General features: G+C 67.5%; 14 protein-coding genes. 4 read left to right on the top strand and 10 right to left on the bottom strand.

Annotation, left to right across the window (positions count from 1 at the left end):
* Positions 1–36 precede the first annotated feature (36 nt).
* From ACFVTM_RS08455 to dut, 4 genes are all read right to left on the bottom strand, one after another.
* On the bottom strand, positions 37–915 hold the full coding sequence (locus ACFVTM_RS08455) for a DUF3159 domain-containing protein (RefSeq protein ID WP_390202968.1): 879 nt from the start codon (positions 913–915) through the stop codon (positions 37–39).
* The gene (locus ACFVTM_RS08450) at positions 912–1346 is read right to left on the bottom strand and encodes a hypothetical protein (RefSeq protein WP_390202967.1); all 435 of its coding nucleotides are present in this window, start codon (positions 1344–1346) and stop codon (positions 912–914) included. The genes ACFVTM_RS08455 and ACFVTM_RS08450 overlap by 4 nt, the downstream gene beginning before the upstream one ends.
* Positions 1347–1371: 25 nt before the next feature.
* Positions 1372–2103, bottom strand: coding sequence for a DUF3710 domain-containing protein (locus tag ACFVTM_RS08445; protein ID WP_390202966.1), 732 nt, complete (start codon positions 2101–2103; stop codon positions 1372–1374).
* Between the two features lie 334 nt (positions 2104–2437).
* Positions 2438–2956 carry a dUTP diphosphatase gene (dut, locus tag ACFVTM_RS08440; RefSeq protein WP_390202965.1) on the bottom strand — a complete coding sequence of 173 codons (519 nt, stop codon included), beginning with the start codon at positions 2954–2956 and terminating at the stop codon, positions 2438–2440.
* 200 nt (positions 2957–3156) lie between these two features.
* Here dut and ACFVTM_RS08435 point away from each other — a divergent pair, with 200 nt between their 5' ends.
* Positions 3157–3642, top strand: a complete 486-nt coding sequence (locus ACFVTM_RS08435; protein WP_390202964.1) for a DUF3093 domain-containing protein — start codon at positions 3157–3159, stop codon at positions 3640–3642.
* Positions 3643–3650: 8 nt separating this feature from the next.
* On the opposite strand, the gene ACFVTM_RS08430 is transcribed toward ACFVTM_RS08435, so the two are convergent.
* Positions 3651–3950 carry a DUF4193 domain-containing protein gene (locus tag ACFVTM_RS08430; protein ID WP_091255680.1) on the bottom strand — a complete coding sequence of 100 codons (300 nt, stop codon included), beginning with the start codon at positions 3948–3950 and terminating at the stop codon, positions 3651–3653.
* A 335-nt stretch (positions 3951–4285) separates the two neighbouring features.
* On the opposite strand from ACFVTM_RS08430, the gene sepH reads away from it, so the two are divergent.
* Positions 4286–5692, top strand: a complete 1407-nt coding sequence (sepH, locus tag ACFVTM_RS08425; RefSeq protein WP_390202963.1) for a septation protein SepH — start codon at positions 4286–4288, stop codon at positions 5690–5692.
* 70 nt (positions 5693–5762) lie between these two features.
* Here the strand turns inward: sepH and ACFVTM_RS08420 are convergent, their stop codons facing one another.
* The 3 genes from ACFVTM_RS08420 to ACFVTM_RS08410 form a co-directional block, all read right to left on the bottom strand.
* On the bottom strand, positions 5763–7052 hold the full coding sequence (locus tag ACFVTM_RS08420) for an alkaline phosphatase family protein (protein WP_390202962.1): 1290 nt from the start codon (positions 7050–7052) through the stop codon (positions 5763–5765).
* Position 7053: 1 nt separating this feature from the next.
* Complete coding sequence (locus ACFVTM_RS08415; protein ID WP_390202961.1) at positions 7054–7797, bottom strand: DUF5998 family protein; 744 nt, start codon at positions 7795–7797, stop codon at positions 7054–7056.
* 80 nt (positions 7798–7877) lie between these two features.
* Complete coding sequence (locus ACFVTM_RS08410; protein WP_390202960.1) at positions 7878–10589, bottom strand: GNAT family N-acetyltransferase; 2712 nt, start codon at positions 10587–10589, stop codon at positions 7878–7880.
* Between the two features lie 68 nt (positions 10590–10657).
* On the opposite strand from ACFVTM_RS08410, the gene ACFVTM_RS08405 reads away from it, so the two are divergent.
* Positions 10658–13186 carry a DNA topoisomerase (ATP-hydrolyzing) subunit A gene (locus ACFVTM_RS08405; RefSeq protein WP_390202959.1) on the top strand — a complete coding sequence of 843 codons (2529 nt, stop codon included), beginning with the start codon at positions 10658–10660 and terminating at the stop codon, positions 13184–13186.
* Between the two features lie 149 nt (positions 13187–13335).
* On the opposite strand, the gene ACFVTM_RS08400 is transcribed toward ACFVTM_RS08405, so the two are convergent.
* A complete protein-coding gene (locus ACFVTM_RS08400) occupies positions 13336–13719 on the bottom strand; it encodes a VOC family protein (protein WP_390202958.1) in 384 nt (127 codons plus the stop codon).
* A 291-nt stretch (positions 13720–14010) separates the two neighbouring features.
* Between ACFVTM_RS08400 and ACFVTM_RS08395 the strand changes: the two genes are divergently transcribed.
* The gene (locus ACFVTM_RS08395) at positions 14011–14529 is read left to right on the top strand and encodes a DinB family protein (RefSeq protein WP_390202957.1); all 519 of its coding nucleotides are present in this window, start codon (positions 14011–14013) and stop codon (positions 14527–14529) included.
* 79 nt (positions 14530–14608) lie between these two features.
* Here the strand turns inward: ACFVTM_RS08395 and ACFVTM_RS08390 are convergent, their stop codons facing one another.
* Positions 14609–15643: a GNAT family N-acetyltransferase gene (locus ACFVTM_RS08390; RefSeq protein WP_390202956.1), complete on the bottom strand. Its 1035-nt coding sequence runs from the start codon at positions 15641–15643 to the stop codon at positions 14609–14611.
* Positions 15644–15661: the final 18 nt, after the last annotated feature.

Raw genomic sequence — 15661 nt, 5'->3', positions numbered from 1 at the left:
GGGGCTGGGAACGACCACAACTGGCAGCGCATCGGGTTAGTTGGCCTCTTTGGCCTCGGCAGGCACCCGGGCGGGCCGGGTCAGCAGCCAGGCAATCCAGACGCCGAGGATGTAGAGCGGGGCTCCCATGAGAAGCCGGGTGGTGGCCAGGGCAGCGAGGCCCTGCTCCCCCATGAAGTAGAGCGGCACCTGCACCACCAGCCGGAGAACCAGGACGGCAACAATCACCCACGTGCCGATCGAGTACGCCTTGACCCGCTTCGGGTCCTTGCGCCATTCCAGGCCCTCGTTGCGGATGAAGCCGAAGAGCAAGCCGGCGATCGGCCAGCGCACGGCCACGGAGATGGACATCGCCAGGATGTAGCCGAGGTTGGCAAAAAAACCCAGGACGTAGAAGTTCTCTGCCTTGCCCGTTGAGGTGGCCAGCCATGCGGAGAGTCCGACGCCGATGAAACCGGCCAGCGCCTGGGTCAGCGGCTTGCGCTGGACCAGCCGGGCCACGGTGAAGACGGCGGCCACCGCCAGCGCCGCGATAACGGCCACTGTCAGGTTTTCCCTGTCGATGGTGAACGCAATCAGGAAGACGAGACCCGGCAGGATGCTCTCTGCGATGCCCTGGATGCCGCCGGCGCTCTTGAGCACGTCAATGTTGCCGCTGCTCGAGCGGTGCAGGCCGGCCTTAGCGGCATAGTCCTCGGCCAACTGGGCGACCGTCGGCTGGGAAGTGATGGCCTGGGAACTGGTGGGCTGGGACGCAGCCGGCCGGGCACCTGCAGGTGCGGAACTGTCCCGGGTTGCCGCCGCGGCTTCCCCCGGTTCCGGCTGGCCTGTGTGCTGTTGTGACCGGTCCTGTTGCGACAGGTCCTGTTGTGACAGGTCCGGGCGGGCCCGCTCGGGATGTTCGGGCAAAGTCATTGCTCCTCCTGGCGGGAGAGTATTTCGTAGCGGGGATTGAAGATCGTGGGCAGCCCGTCGCGCATGGTGACCATGCCCTCGAGCCGAAGCTCAGTGCCGGCGTCAACTCCGGGTATCCGGCGCCGGCCCAGCCACACGACGCGCAGCCGCTCCTTGGGCCCTGCCGGCCGCTGGCGCTGCGCACTTGGACTCACCTTGGGCGTGGCCACGCCGTTGCCGGGCAGGCTGTTGGCGGTTCCGGCACCTTTGCCGCCCTGGGCCTTGCCACCCTGGGCACCGAAGGGCAGGAGGCGGGTGACGGGAGGGGGCGCCTCATGATCGATCAGGATCGCGATGAAGGATGCCACCTGGCTGGCGGGCACGTACGTGACCGACTCGATGAAGCCGTGGCACAACACCCGCCCGCGGTCCGGCAGGTCCCGGACGGACATGGCGGCCGTTTTTTTGCCGGCGGCATCAGCCAATCTGGGTTATCTCCGGTCCGCGTTCGGGCTGTCCGAATTCCGGGGCGGCCTGCGGCGACGGTGCGGCGGCGGTGTCCTTGGGCAGGCGCAGCTGCAGCAAGTCACGCGGCGGCATGGGGTTCTCGCCGCGGACGACGACGATCTGCCGGAACAGCCCTTCGAGTCCGGCCGCAGCGTCGCGGTCCAGTGCCGCCTCGCCGCCGAAAACGCCGCGGAGGAACCAGCGCGGACCGTCGACGCCGATGAAGCGGGCCACGCGGTACCCCTGGCTGCCGTCCGCCGCTCCGGCGGGCAGCTTCGCGACGAGCTCGGTGCCGAAGCTGCCCTCGACCTCCTCGATCTGGCCGCCCTGGCTGCCGACCGACTGGCCGATCTGTTCGCGGATTTCGTCCCAGAGGCCCTCGGATCGGGGGGCGGCGAAGGCCTGCAGCTGCAGGCTGGAACCCTCCAGGTCCATGGTGACGGCGACGACGCGCTGGCTCGCCTCTTCAACTTCCAGGCGAAGCTGGAGTCCCTCGCGGGGGGCGATCAGGAGCGCGCCCAGGTCCACATACCCGTCCTGGCTCTCAATTTCCGAGACGTCGAAGGGGCCGGTCGCGGCCCGGCCGGCGGTTTTGGCGTCGTTCCCGGCCGGCGTCCCGGCGCCGTCAATAGCAGCATCCGCGGCCTCGACGGGCTCTGTCGACTGCTCCTGTTTGGCTTTCCTGCCGCGCCCAAAAACCATGGGGGTTGTCTCCTTCAGTTGTGATCCTGTGCCGCCGCCTGCGCGGTCCTGGCGCCTGTCCGCGTGGCTGCCCGCTACCCTGCGGCCGCCTGCTCAATACTCCCTGCACCGCTCACGCGCCGCTGCTCTTGCCTGGGTGCCTGTCTCGCTGCAGTGATGGTGTTGCTTCCGTGCTGATGTTCTTAAGTGCCGATGCTGTTAAGTGCTTGTGTTCTTCAGTGCTGGTGTTCTTCAGTGCCTGAGTTAATTCAACGTGTGCGGCGTTGAAAATCCCCGATTGCCCCAGCGCCCGATTACCCAGCGCCCGATTACCCCAGCGACCAAGGACCCGGAATCAGGCCGGTCCGCCGAAACCGCCGGTGGAACCGAAGCCGCCCCCGCCGCGGACCGAGCCGTCGAGCTCCTCGACCGGAAGGAACCTCGCATACTCCACGCGCTGAATGACCATCTGTGCAATTCTATCGCCGCGCCGCAGCTCGATCGCCTCGTCCCGGTCCGTATTGAGCAGTGTCACCGCGATTTCTCCGCGGTAGCCGGCGTCCACAGTGCCGGGGGCGTTCACGACCGTCAGTCCGTGCTTCGTGGCCAGGCCCGACCTGGGGTGGATGAGCGCAACGAAACCATCCGGGAGCGCAATGGCGACTCCGGTCGGAACGAGGCGGCGCTCCCCCGGCGCGAGGACGACGTCCTCGCGGGCGCGAAGGTCCGCGCCGGCGTCGCCCGGGTGCGCATACGACGGCGGCTCAAGCCCGTCGTCGAGCATTTTCAGCTGTACCGTCAAAGTGGGCGTTCCGTAGGCTGCGTCGCCGGCCGCGGAGGCGGCAGTGGCGACGGCGGTGTTTTCTTCAGTCACAGTCCCTCACTCTAACGCCCGCACGGAACATCGACCTAGCCATGGCCGGCCGCTCACGCATGCAGCCCCCAGCATCCACGGAGGACGGACACGGCGCTCAAGCGGCGTTCCAAGCGGAGGCGGCAGACGCCTTGAAGCGGGGTCGGGACCGGACCCTGGCCCGAGATGAAATACCCAGCTAAAGATGAAAAGCTGTCCTTATGCCCGAATCCAGCGCAGCTGCGCCTGCCCCGAAGAGCGCCCCGAGCGGCTCCACCGTCCTTTACGCCGAGAAGCTCTGGCCGAACTTCTGGATTTGGCTGGTGTCGGTGTTGTTCTCCAGCGCTGGGATCCTCATGCTGGCGCCCATCAGCATCTGGGCCGGCATTACCGCCGCGATCGTGATCTTCGTCGTCATCTGCGTGCTGCTGGTGCTGTCCACCCCGTCGATCACCGTCACCAGGACCACGTTGACGGTGGGCAGGGCCACGATCGAACGCGGGTTCTTGGGCAAGGTCACCGCTTTCCGGGGCAAGGAGGCCACTGCGGAACGGGGAACGCGTCTCAATGGGCTGGCGTTTCTGTGTATCCGCGGCTGGGTGGATCCGGTAGTCCGGATCGAGATCGAGGACCCTTCGGATCGCACCCCGTACTGGCTCACATCCACCCGGTACCCGGAGCAACTGATCGCCGCGCTCAGCTCCTAGTTCCTTGCCTAGCCCTCGCAATCCTTGCAGTACTTGAGGCCGTCCTTTTCGCGGGCAATCTGCGAACGGTGGCGGACCAGGAAGCACGAGGCACAGGTGAATTCGTCTGCCTGGGCGGGCAGGACACGGACCAGCAGTTCCTCCCCGGACAAGTCAGCGCCGGGAAGTTCGTAGCCTTCGGCAAGGTCGGACTCGTCTTCATCCACCACGGCGGAAGGCTTCTCAGTACGCCGCACCTTTAGGGCCTCAATGGAATCCTCGCTGAGGTCTTCTTCGGTCTTACGCGGCGCATCGTAATCGGTCGCCATTATTTGTTGCTCACACTCCGCATTCGTTCGGTTGGTTCGCCGCCCCAGGATGGCCCCACCAGGATGGTAACCCTGGGCCCCCGGGAGCGGTTCACCGATGTCAACGCCGGACATGCGGTTTTTGTGCCCGGTGTCGGGTCATTTTTGCTTAAGCGCCCCCCGAATGCCAGAGCCCACGGGTCCCCTCCCTGCGATCTTTTCCGCGAAGCGGCCAAAACCGGCGAAAAGTCGCGGAATGTCGCGGAAAATCACGGCGCGCCAGCCGTCCTAACCCGAAATGTGTCCCGCTGGTGGCAGAGTTTCGATTGTTAGTAATGCCAGGGTGGAGGATTTGTATGCAGGATCTACGGCTTGTAGGCGTCCACGACGACGGAGAGCATCTCCTGTTGAGTGGCACCGGCGGCGAGATGTTCCAGCTGCCGATCGATGAAGCACTTCGGGTGGCTGCCAGCCGGACGGCGGCGAAGACCACGTCCAGCGCGGCCGCACCTCCCATTGCCATGTCTCCGCGCGACATCCAGACCAGGATCCGCAACGGGGCAACCGCCGCCGAAGTGGCGGAACTGTCCGGTATCCCGCTGGAGAAAGTCCAGCGCTATGAGGGTCCGGTCCTCGCCGAACGCGAGTACATCGCCCAGCAGGCCCGCAAAGTGGAAGTGGCCTCGCCCGGCCCGGGCCAGGACCTCTTCCGGTCAGTGTTCGGTGACAACCCGGCATCCCTCAACGACATGGTCGAACACCGCCTGCGGGCTTACGGCGTCGAGCCATCAACGCTGGAGTGGGACTCCTGGCGGCGTCCCGACGGCAGCTGGAACGTGGTGGCCCGCTTCGAGCCCAAGCCCGGCGGTCCGGCCGGCATCGGCGAGGAGCCGCCGGCCATGTGGACCTTCCATCCCGCCCGGAAATCCCTGCACAATGCCAACCGCTGGGCCCAGCAGCTGAGCGAGCTTGAGCCGCTCGAAGGCCCCGTGCCGACCCGGCGCCTTACGGCCGTCTCCGACCGGCCCTTCGACTTCGAAACCGACGCTGAGGCCGCAGCCCGAACAGCGACCGGACAGCACAGCATCATTCACCAGATGCTGCTTCAGCAGGACAGGATCCACCAGGAACAGGACGCCGACGGGCTGCTGGACATGCTGCGTTCCCGCCGCGGCCAGCGCATTGGAGTGGACGAAGACGCGGACGACGCCCTCGCCATGCTCATGGCCGCGGGAGTCCCCGCAGCCCACCCCCGCCCGGCAGAAGTGCCCGAGGCGCCCGAAGATCCGCAGCCGACGGAACCGGAATCGGCCTCCGAAACCGCCGGGACTGACGGCTCCGATCCCGCCGACGCCGACCCCGCGCAGGCCGAAGTTCCGGCCGCGGAGGCCGCGCCGTCGGACACCGATGCCTTCACGCGGCGACGCGACGGCAGGCCGTCCATGATGTCCCGGCTGACGCTCGCACCGCGCCTCCCGGAGGAAGATGATGCCCTGAAACTGCACGACGGCGTCAGCACCGAGACGCGGGAAGTCACCATCGCGGCCTCGCAATTGCGTCCGGCGGGCAAGGGCCCCACCGCGAGCCCGGGCCTGGATGAACTGATCGGCGGCGGAACGTCCCGGCGCCAGCACCGCGAGTCCAACGCCGCCGGCCGGAATGAAACCGGCACCGACCAGCCCGAACGCCAGCCAACCAAGCCGAAGCGCTCAAGCGTTCCCAGCTGGGACGAAATCGTCTTCGGAACCCGGAACGACCAATAAGGCTGCGGGCACCACTGCTCTGGGAACGGCAGCAAGACGGCCGCTTAGCCGGGGCTTCCTGCCCGGACCATCAGCGCCGGGGCGCCCTCTTGCCGTCGGCCTGGAAGCACAGCAGGGGTACTTCCCGCTCGGCCTTCGTCAGGGACCCGTGCTGGCCCACAACTTCCAAGGCAGTGGGCCTGACCCTGCGCGTGTCGTAAAGCGCCAGGGAATCCCGCGCCGCGATCATGACATCGCCGATCCGATGGAAGGCCTCGGCCCGCACGTCGCCGAACAACCCGCCCGCGATCGCTTCCCCGCGGGTGAAGGCCCAAATCCTGTCCCCAAAACGGGACCGCCAGTTCGCCAGCAGGCGGGCGCGGGCGCCGTCGTCGTTTCCATCCTCGAGATACAGGTGGACCATCCGCGGCTCCCCGGCGGTGTGCCGCACCCCGGCAAGGAGCGCAGGCTCCGCGGAGTAGTCGATCCGCTGCGACTCGGGAACATCGACCATGCCGTGGTCTGCAGTCAGCAACACGGTGGTGCCCGGCGGCAGGGTGGCGTTCAACCGGCGCACTGTGGCATCGAGCTCCTCGAGCTGGTGCTCCCACTGGGGTGACTGGCAGCCGTGGCGGTGCCCGGCCTTGTCGAGCTCATTGACGTAGAAGTACATCAGCGAGGGCCCCGGGCCGGCCATGGCCTCCGCGGCTGACTCGGTCCGGGCGTGGGACGTGGTTCCGGTGATGAAGCGGCCCCCGCGCAGCGCGGCCTCGGTCATGGCCGAGGTGCTGAACTGCGGGAGGCTGACGGTGGTGACTTCGACGTGGCCTGCGGCCCGTTCGAAGACGGTGGGGAACGGCTGCCACGTCCGCGGGTCCACGCCGGTGTCCCAGTTCCCAAGCATGTTCACAACCCGGTCCTGGTCCGGATCCAGGACGTCATAGCCCACCATGCCGTGCTGGCCGGCCGAGAGTCCGGTGCCAAAGCTCGCGAGGGAAGCCGCGGTGGTGGACGGGAACGCCGAGTCCAGCGACACGGGCACCTGCCCCTGGCTTGCCTGCTGGATTCCGCGTAGGAAGGGGGTGTGGGCGATCTTCTGCTTCAACAGGTTCCGGCCCAGCCCGTCGGCCAGCACCACGCACACCTTCTTGGCGGCCGGAAGGTTCAGTTTGTTCTCGAAGCCCGGGACTCCCAGGCTTGCCGCGGCGCTGGTCAGGACCTCGGCGATGGACCGCTGTCCGAACGCCGGGGCGGGCGGCAGCGGGGACGTACCTGCTGACAACGGCACGGGCGAGGCGACACCGGCGGCTGCCGGGGAGGAAGTGACTACAGGTTCTGGCAGCTGATCTTGCGCGGTCTCAGGCTGGCGGACGTGGGCCATGTCAGCGCTGGTGGCCGCGGCTGAGCCGGTTTCCGAACACGCCCATCCGCGGGCGGGGCGGCAAGCCGGGCCCGTTGTGCGGGACCGGGGCCGCGGAGCCGGTGTTCACGGCCCGCAGGGCGCGGGCGAAGAGCTTGGCGTCCTGCACGGCCTGCAGACCGTCCGCCTCAGCGCTGATCCGCAGGACGATGTCTTCCTGCGCGATGGTGCCGCTGTAGCCATGATCGGCCTCGCACTGCGGATCTCCGCAGCTGGCCGGACCCATGTCGAGGCGCTGGCCGCCGGACCAGGCAATGGACAGCGTCAGCTCCCGGACCGGGTCAGAGGGCTTGTAGTCCTGCGGCTGGGCGTAGACATAGCTCAAGACCACGGAGCGGATCTGGGTCACCGGGACGGACTCAGTCGACACCTGGGCGACCGTCTGTTCGCCGGCTTCATCGAGCTGTTGGTCGTCGACGTGGGTGATGACCAACATGTCCTCGGTCAACACCAGGACCGTAATGTGGCGGCGGACCTCGGCGCGGTCGAAGTGGGTCTCAAGATGAACCAGGTGGGCCACGCAGTCGCGGCCGTCCAGCGCATCGGCTACGACGTCGGCCACGAGCCGGGGGTAGAAACCGGCCTGCTGGAGGGACCCTTCCAGGCTCTGGCCCTGCGCACTGTGGTCATGGAGCCCGTGGTGGTGCGCGGTCTGGCGTCCGGGGGCGGTCGCCAGGGGCTTGGGTGTTGGAGACTGGGAGCTCATAGTCTCCATTTTCACAGATCGGCTGGGGACTTGCTAACTGCCCGGCCCGGAACGCGGGTTGGGGCCGGGGACCAACCGGCCTAACTGCGCATCGCCCGGCGTGCGCTGTCGGTGCGTTGGGCGGCGTTTGCGATCCTGACGTCGGCGGCAAGGATCGAGGCGCCGTCGGGCCCGGCGAGGACGGGGTTGAAGTCAACCAGGGCGATCTCCGGATGGTTGTCCTTGAGCCTGGTGAGGCGGGCGGCGAGATCCTCCAGTGCGGTGACATCAACGGCCGGCAGGCCCTGGTAGCCGAAGAGCTTCCGCGACGCCCGGGGCGCCCGGATGAAGTCGTGGACGTCGGAGCCGGAGAGCGGCGGCACACGGTGCGCCCAGTCATCGAGCAGGTTCACGGCGTCGCCGGCCAGGCCGAAGGAGATCACCGGCCCCAGCAGCGGGTCTTCGATGGCCCGGAAGGTGCACGCCTGCCCCACAGGCATCATCGTCTGCACTTCCAGGGACGGAGAGCCGTACCGCTCGAGCGACTTGCGCATTTGCAGCACGTTGAGCCGCAGTGAATCGGCGTCCTGGATGTCCAGCCGCACGCCGCCGAGATCCAGCCGGTGCCGCAGGGCGGGGTCCGTGGTCTTCAGGGCCACCGGCCAGCCGAGCGGCCCGGCCGCTGCCACGGCCTCCTCCGCCGTCTCGAACCCCACGGACGGGACCACCCGGATGCCGTAGTGGCCCAGCAGCCGCGCGGCCGTGGCCTGGTCCAGCCGGACCAGCTGCTCACCGCCCACGTTGTGCAGCAGCTGTTCCAGGTCCTCCCGGGCAGCGTCCGGGTGGCAGCCCTCGGGTTCGACGAACAGGCCCTGGTCCCGGTCCAGCCACTGGGCGTACCGCACGACGGCGGCCAAAGCCGCCACCGCCGCCCCCGGGTTGGAGTAGCACGGAACCGGCGGGGCGGGCACGGACCCGTCTGGCTGCTCCGCCTCCGCACCGACCATGCCCTCGACATAGATGGACGGGTCAAGGATTCCGCTGAAAGCTGCCACCACCGGTTTGCCGGCCGCCGCCGAACATTCAGCCAGCACACCGGCGATCTTTTCAACCGTGAGACCGTGCGCCGGAAGCAGCGCCACCACCGCCGCATGAACGGTGTCGGCAGTCAGGATTTCCTGCAGGCTCCGCCGCAGGGCCGGCAGTGCCCGGGACATGCCCGCATCAAGGTCAAGGTCCCCAACGATCCGTTCCACTCCGAGCCCCTGCCGGGCGGCGCTGTCCGCGACCACCTTGCCCAGTGCCCGGGAGTTGCTGAAGACCGCGATTCCCGGGCCTCCCGGCAGCGGCTGGCTCGACACGATCTGGGCGACGTCCATGAGCTCTTCGATGGTCTCGACCCGGATCACCCCGGCCTGGCGCATCATGGCGTCCAGCGCTTCCGCAGGCGCCTGGGTGGTGCGGACGGCATGCCCGGGCGGCAGGTTCAGGCCCATGGCGTCGGACTTGGCCACAATCACGGGCTTGGTCCGGGCCAGGCGGCGGGCCAGCCGGGAGAACTTGCGCGGATTGCCGATCGATTCCAGGTACAGGCCCACCGCCGTGGTGTCGGCGTCGTCCTCCCAGTACTGCATCATGTCGTTGCCGGAGACGTCAGCGCGGTTCCCGGCGGAGAGGAAGGTCGAGAGGCCGACCCGGCGGCGGCTGGAGGCGGCGTAGAGGGAGACACCGATCGCGGCCGACTGGCTGAACAAACCCAGGCCGCCGCGGCGGGCCAGGGCCGGTGCCATCGAGGCGTTGAGGGACACGGCCGGGTTGGTGTTGACGATGCCAAGGGACGCCGGACCGATCACGCGCATGCCGTTGGCGCGGGCCTGCCGCACGAGTTCGCGCTGGCGGGCGAGGCCGCGTTCGCCGTCGTCCGCGTACCCGGCGGTGGCCACCACGATCCCCTTCACCCCGGCGGCCGCGCATTCCTGGACCACCTTGGGGACCTCGTCGTACGGGACCGCAATAATGGCGAGCGTGACCGGGCCGGGGACCTCGGAGAGCCGGGCGAAGGAGAGCATGCCGGCGAGTTCCAGGGCTTCCGGGTTGATCGCATAGACCGGGCCGTTGAACCCGCCTTCGATGACGTGTTCGAGGAGCTGGTATCCCACTTTGCCCCATTTGCGGCTGGCGCCGATCACTGCGACCGATGCGGGGGCGAGCAGCTCCTGGATGCTGCGTGCTTCGGCGCGGTGCTCACGGGATTCCATCACGGCCCGGGACTTGTCGGTGGGGTCGATGTTGAACTCAAGGCTGACCACGCCGTCGTCAAAATGGCGTTTGACGTCGTAGCCGGCATCGGAGAACACCATGAGCATCTTGCGGTTCTCCGGGAGCACCTCGGCGCTGAATTTCCGGATCCCGTTCTCGCGGGCGGCCGCGGCGAGGTGTTCGAGCAGGATGGAGCCGATGCCCCGGCCCTGGTGGGCGTCGGCAATGTTGAAGGCGACCTCGGCCTCCGCCGGGTCGTCGAGCCGGTCATACCGGCCGATGCCGAGGATCTCGCCGCCGATGGTGATCACGAGGGCCACCCGGTCCTTGAAGTCCACCTCGGTGAAGCGCTTGAGTTCCTTGGCGGACAGCTTGGACTTGAAGGCGAAGAAGCGCATGTAGATGGACTTCTGGGACTGGCCCACGTGAAAGGCCTGGACAGCGTCGGCATCGGAGGGGTGGATGGGCCGGACATGCGCTGTGCCACCATCGCGCAGGACAACATCGGCTTCCCAATATTCCGGATATACGCCGTCCGCGGGCTGATCCACCATAGGCTTAGCCTAGTCATAAACTTACGCAGTACCCGTTCAGCACTCCCTCAGAAGGACCCACCAGCCTTATGGCACGCCGCCAAACCACGCCCCCGGCAGGGGAAGCAAACCAGGATTTCACCGAAAACATCGTTGATATCGATGTCACGTCCGAGATGGAAGGCTCGTTCCTCGAGTACGCCTATTCGGTGATCTACTCGCGGGCCCTCCCGGACGCCCGCGACGGGTTGAAGCCCGTGCAGCGCCGCATTCTGTACATGATGTCCGACATGGGGCTGCGCCCGGACCGCGGCCACGTCAAGAGCGCCCGCGTGGTGGGCGAGGTCATGGGCAAGCTGCACCCGCACGGCGACGCCGCGATCTACGACGCCATGGTGCGCATGGCCCAGGACTTCTCCCTGCGGCTGCCGCTGATCGACGGACACGGCAACTTCGGTTCGCTCGACGACGGTCCCGCGGCCCCCCGCTACACGGAGGCCCGGCTGGCGGCCGCAGCCCTGACCCTCACGGACCACCTCGACGAGGACGTCGTCGACTTCGTTCCCAACTACGACAATCAGCTGACCCAGCCCGATGTGCTGCCGGCCGCGTTCCCGAACCTGCTGGTCAACGGCGCCACGGGCATCGCCGTCGGCATGGCCACCAATATGGCCCCGCACAACCTCGTGGAAGTCATCTCCGCCGCCCGGCACCTGATCGACAACCCGGAGGCCACGCTCGAGGACATCATGAGGTTCGTCCCGGGACCGGACCTGCCCACGGGCGGCCGGATTGTGGGCCTGGACGGCATCCGGGACGCCTACGCCACAGGCCGCGGCTCCTTCAAGACCCGGGCAAAGGTGGACATCGAGCAGCTCTCGGCCCGCCGCACCGGCCTGGTGGTCACCGAACTGCCGTACATGGTGGGCCCGGAAAAGGTCATCGAGAAGATCAAGGTCGCCGTCAACGGCAAGAAGCTCACCGGCATCAGCGACGTGGTGGACCTCACGGACCGCAAGCACGGCCTCCGCCTGGTCATTGAGCTCAAGAACGGTTTCAACCCCAATGCCGTGCTGCAGCAGCTCTACCGCTTCACCCCGATGGAGGACTCCTTCGGCATCAACAACGTCACGCTCGTGGACGGCCAGCCGCAGACCCTTGGGTTGCTCCAGCTGCTCTCGGTCTACGTGGACCACCGGATCAATGTCGTCCGGCGCCGCACCGCGTTCCGGCTGGGCAAGAAGAAAGACCGCCTCCACCTGGTCGAGGGCCTCCTGGTCGCGATCATGGACATCGACGAGGTCATCCAGATCATCCGGTCCTCCGATGAGGTTGCCGCGGCCCGGACCCGGCTGATGTCCATTTACGACCTCTCCGAAATCCAGGCCAACTACATCCTGGAACTGCGGCTGCGCCAGCTGACCAAGTATTCCCGGATCGAACTAGAGAAGGAGCAGGAAGAGCTCCGCCGGGAGATCGCCGAACTCGAAGCCATCCTGGGCTCCCCCGCGCTGCTCCGCGCCCTGGTATCGGATGAGCTCGGCGAGATCGCGGAGAAATACGGCACCCCGCGCCGGACCGTGCTGCTGGAATCCGAGGCCGTCTCCCCCACAGTGGCAGCCGCCGTGGGCGCCGCCACCGGAGCCAAGGGCAAGGCCGCGCCGCTGGCCCTTGAGATCGCGGACGATCCTTGCTGGGCCATCCTCACTGTTTCCGGGCAGATCGCCCGCACGGCAAACCAGGACAGCCTGGCCGAGGCCGGTCCGCGGACCCGGCACGATGTTTTCTCCTCCGTAGTCAAAACCACGGCCCGCGGCGAGATCGCGGCCGTGACCTCGCATGGCCGCATGCTGCGCCTGCAGGTCATGGACATGCCGGTGCTGCCGCCGACCTCGGGCACCCCGAACATGGCCGGCGGCGTACCGGCCAAGGACTTCATCACGCTCCTCAAGGGCGAGACGCTGGTGGCCTTCGCGCCGCTGGACCAGGTCCTGGCGATCGGAACCGTCCAGGGCGTGGTCAAGCGGGTGCAGCCGGACTATCCGCTGAACCGCGAGGACTGGGAAGTGATCGCGCTCAAGGACAAGGACACCGTTGTTGGCGTTGCGCCCGCCGGGTCCGACGACGTCGACCTCGTCTTCATCACGCGTCAAGCCCAGCTGCTGCGCTTCGCTGCCTCCGCCGTCCGCCCGCAGGGACGGACCGCGGGCGGCATGGCCGGCATCAAGCTGGCTGCCGGGGACCAGGTGATGTTCTTCGGGACCGCCAGCCCCGCTGACGCCGCCGCCGTCGTCGTGACGATCGCTGGGACCGACGGCGCCCTGCCAGGCACGGCACCGGGGGCTGCGAAGGTCACCGCGCTGGAGGAATATCCGGGCAAGGGCCGGGCCACGGCGGGCGTGCGTGCCCACCGGTTCCTCAAGGGCGAGGACACGCTGCTTCTCGGCTGGGCCGGCCACGGTCCGGCCAAGGCTTCCTCCCTGGCCGGTGTGGCGCGCTCACTCCCGGGCGAGCACGGCCGCCGCGACGGCTCCGGCATCCCGCTGTCCCAGGCCATCGACGCGATTGGACCAAGCATGGCATGGCCAGAGGAACCCGCCGCCGGGACGGACGCGTAGCCGCAAGGACCACGCGCAGCCGCAGGCATGTCGAAGCCCGGCCGGAATCGCTGTCGCGATCCGGCCGGGCTTCGCGTCCGGGCTTTTTGAGCCTCACTCCCGGGGCCTTGCTTACCAATCTGCTGGCGGCTGGGCCACCTTCGCTGGTGCTAGGACATGTGGTTGAGGCTCAGGATGTTGCCCTCGGTGTCCAGGAACCACGCGGCGGAGCTTCCGTCCGGAGTGGTGGCGATGCCGTTCTCAGTTTTTAGGCCCGGGAAATCGTATTCCTCGAAGACGACTCCCTTGGCGCGGAGTTCCGCAACGGCCGCCGGCAGGTCCTCGACCAGCCAGCCGATCTGTGTGTTCTTGGCTGTTCCGGCATTGGGCGTCTGGTACAGGAGGAACCCGGTCCCTCCGCCGCATTTGTACTGCAGGTTGTCCTCGGCGTCCGCGTTTTCGGGTTCGAGCCCGAGCTTATCGCGGTAGAAATCCCGTGCACGGGCGATGTCCGCTGCCGGTAACACTGCGCCGACTTGCTTGTCCTTGAGCATGGCTATTCCCTTTCCAGGCCCGCCCCCCGGGAGGAATAATACTCCTCCCGCCGCCCAAGTACCTGTGAGCCCGACAGCGGATTCCAGCGGCCTCCGGCCGCGTAGCCGGTACCTTCACGCGGCACTCTGTCATGCGGCATGATGTCCGCGTCGCAGGCGATCGTGCCTGCCCATCGGCGCAGCGCTCCCTGCGGGTTCCATGGCACGCAAGAAACGTCAGGACTGCACCCGGCATCGGCCGCCGCAACCTTTCGGGATGCCAGGCGGAACAAATGCACCTACACTGCAGGAATGCCTATCACTCCTGATACCAAGGACTGGACCTGGGTCCTTTCACGGCCCTGCCCCGAGTGCGGTTTCGATGCCTCCGCCGCGACTCCCGCCACCGCTCCCGGGATAGTCACGAGCATGCTCCCGCGGTGGCGGGCTGCCCTCCGACGGCCGGACGCTTCGGAACGCCCCAATGAGGTCACGTGGTCCGTCCTCGAGTACGGGTGCCACGTCCGGGACGTTTTCACGCTCTTCGATCACCGTCTGTCCCTCATGCTGACCGAGGACGACGCCCGGTTCGATGACTGGGACCAGGACAAAACGGCAATCGAGCAGGACTACACCAACGCCGACCCAGCCGCGGTCGCCGTCGAGCTGACCGCCGAGGGCGAGCAAATTGCCGCGTCCTTCGCACGCGTCCCCGAGGAAGATTGGGGCCGAAAGGGGACCCGTAGCAACGGCTCGGTGTTCACTGTCCAGACCTTCGCGCAATACTTCCTGCACGACGTCGTCCATCACCTCCACGATGTGGACGGCTAACGCGGGGCGACTGGCACCTTCACCGCGAGGTTTGCGCCCTAACTAGCGGTCCCTGAAAACAGTCCCTACGAGCGCCTCCCTACCGCATCACCGGCTGGAGAACCTTGTCCCACGCCATGCTGCGGTTGACCGGCGCATAGCCCATCTTGATGTAGAGGGCGAGGGCTCCCGTGGGGTTTTCCGAATCGACATCCAGTGAGGCCACATCCATTCCCGCGGCGGCGAAGCGGCGCATGGCGTCGGCAAGGAGGACCTGGGCGATGCCACGGCCGCGGAACTCCCGCCGGACGCCCAGGAGCTCCGTGTAGCCCTCGCGGAAACCCCGGGTCTGGGCCCCCTCGGCGTCGTGGGTGGCCAGCTGGTAACCGGCCACCGTCCCGGTGGAACGGTCAAGTACGACGCCGCTCAGGTCCGGCCGGGCTTGTGGATCGTTCACCACAAAACCCCATGCTTCCACGTCCCGGGGCTCGCTGCCCCAGTGATCCCTGAATGCCGAGTTGTGCGCCAGCCGCACCGGCTCATGCAGCGCCGGCCCAAACGTCACGAGCTCCAGTTCGGGGTCCAGGACAGCCTCGGGCACCGCCTGGTTCAGCGGCCGGTGCATCTCGTTGTAGTAGCGGATAATTTCGTAGCCCGAACCGGCGAACAAGGCAGCCTGATGCTCGTGCTGCTGCTCCATGTAGAGCCGCAATCTCGGGCGCGGGACCGCCGCCGCTTCGCCGTCCGCCGCGCCGGCGTCCTCGGCGAAGCGGGCCCTGGTCCGCTGTTCCATCCAGCCCAGCAGTCCGGTGCCGATCCCGCTCCCCTGCCACTCGGGATCGACGCAGCCCGAGCCGTTCGCCTTGTCACCGTCGCGGTTCTTGGTGATCCGGGCGTACGCGCGGGCAACGCCCTCCGGATCGAAGCCGAGGATGGTGTTGGTCGCTACCGGGTTGTTCTTCGACTCCAGGATCTGTTCCAGATCCGCCCGGCGTTCAAACCAGACGGGTTGTTCGACGGCGGCCGTCCGGGCGATCAGCCCGGCCCACGCGTCGAGGTCGCGGTGCTCTGCTGCCCGCCAGAGGAGCCGGGGATCGAGCGCGGGCCGGGGCTGGAGCTCGTGGTTTCGGGTCATGCCAACAGGCTAACGGGC

It is taken from the genome of Arthrobacter sp. NPDC058130, from assembly GCF_042884475.1.
Taxonomy (GTDB): Bacteria; Actinomycetota; Actinomycetes; order Actinomycetales; family Micrococcaceae; genus Arthrobacter.
Note: the sequence above shows the minus strand (reverse complement) of the source record. Positions and strands in the feature narration are given on the sequence as shown.

Excerpts from the sequence above, each read along its gene's own strand:
- ACFVTM_RS08390 (WP_390202956.1), bottom strand. The coding sequence starts at position 15,643 with ATGACCCGAAACCACGAGCTCCAGCCCCGGCCCGCGCTCGATCCCCGG.
- ACFVTM_RS08455 (WP_390202968.1), bottom strand. The coding sequence starts at position 915 with ATGACTTTGCCCGAACATCCCGAGCGGGCCCGCCCGGACCTGTCACAA.
- ACFVTM_RS08450 (WP_390202967.1), bottom strand. The coding sequence starts at position 1,346 with ATGTCCGTCCGGGACCTGCCGGACCGCGGGCGGGTGTTGTGCCACGGC.
- ACFVTM_RS08410 (WP_390202960.1), bottom strand. The coding sequence starts at position 10,589 with ATGGTGGATCAGCCCGCGGACGGCGTATATCCGGAATATTGGGAAGCC.
- ACFVTM_RS08395 (WP_390202957.1), top strand. The coding sequence starts at position 14,011 with ATGCCTATCACTCCTGATACCAAGGACTGGACCTGGGTCCTTTCACGG.
- ACFVTM_RS08400 (WP_390202958.1), bottom strand. The coding sequence starts at position 13,719 with ATGCTCAAGGACAAGCAAGTCGGCGCAGTGTTACCGGCAGCGGACATC.
- ACFVTM_RS08415 (WP_390202961.1), bottom strand. The coding sequence starts at position 7,797 with ATGAGCTCCCAGTCTCCAACACCCAAGCCCCTGGCGACCGCCCCCGGA.
- sepH (WP_390202963.1), top strand. The coding sequence starts at position 4,286 with ATGCAGGATCTACGGCTTGTAGGCGTCCACGACGACGGAGAGCATCTC.
- ACFVTM_RS08435 (WP_390202964.1), top strand. The coding sequence starts at position 3,157 with ATGCCCGAATCCAGCGCAGCTGCGCCTGCCCCGAAGAGCGCCCCGAGC.
- ACFVTM_RS08420 (WP_390202962.1), bottom strand. The coding sequence starts at position 7,052 with ATGGCCCACGTCCGCCAGCCTGAGACCGCGCAAGATCAGCTGCCAGAA.
- ACFVTM_RS08430 (WP_091255680.1), bottom strand. The coding sequence starts at position 3,950 with ATGGCGACCGATTACGATGCGCCGCGTAAGACCGAAGAAGACCTCAGC.
- ACFVTM_RS08445 (WP_390202966.1), bottom strand. The coding sequence starts at position 2,103 with ATGGTTTTTGGGCGCGGCAGGAAAGCCAAACAGGAGCAGTCGACAGAG.
- ACFVTM_RS08405 (WP_390202959.1), top strand. The coding sequence starts at position 10,658 with ATGGCACGCCGCCAAACCACGCCCCCGGCAGGGGAAGCAAACCAGGAT.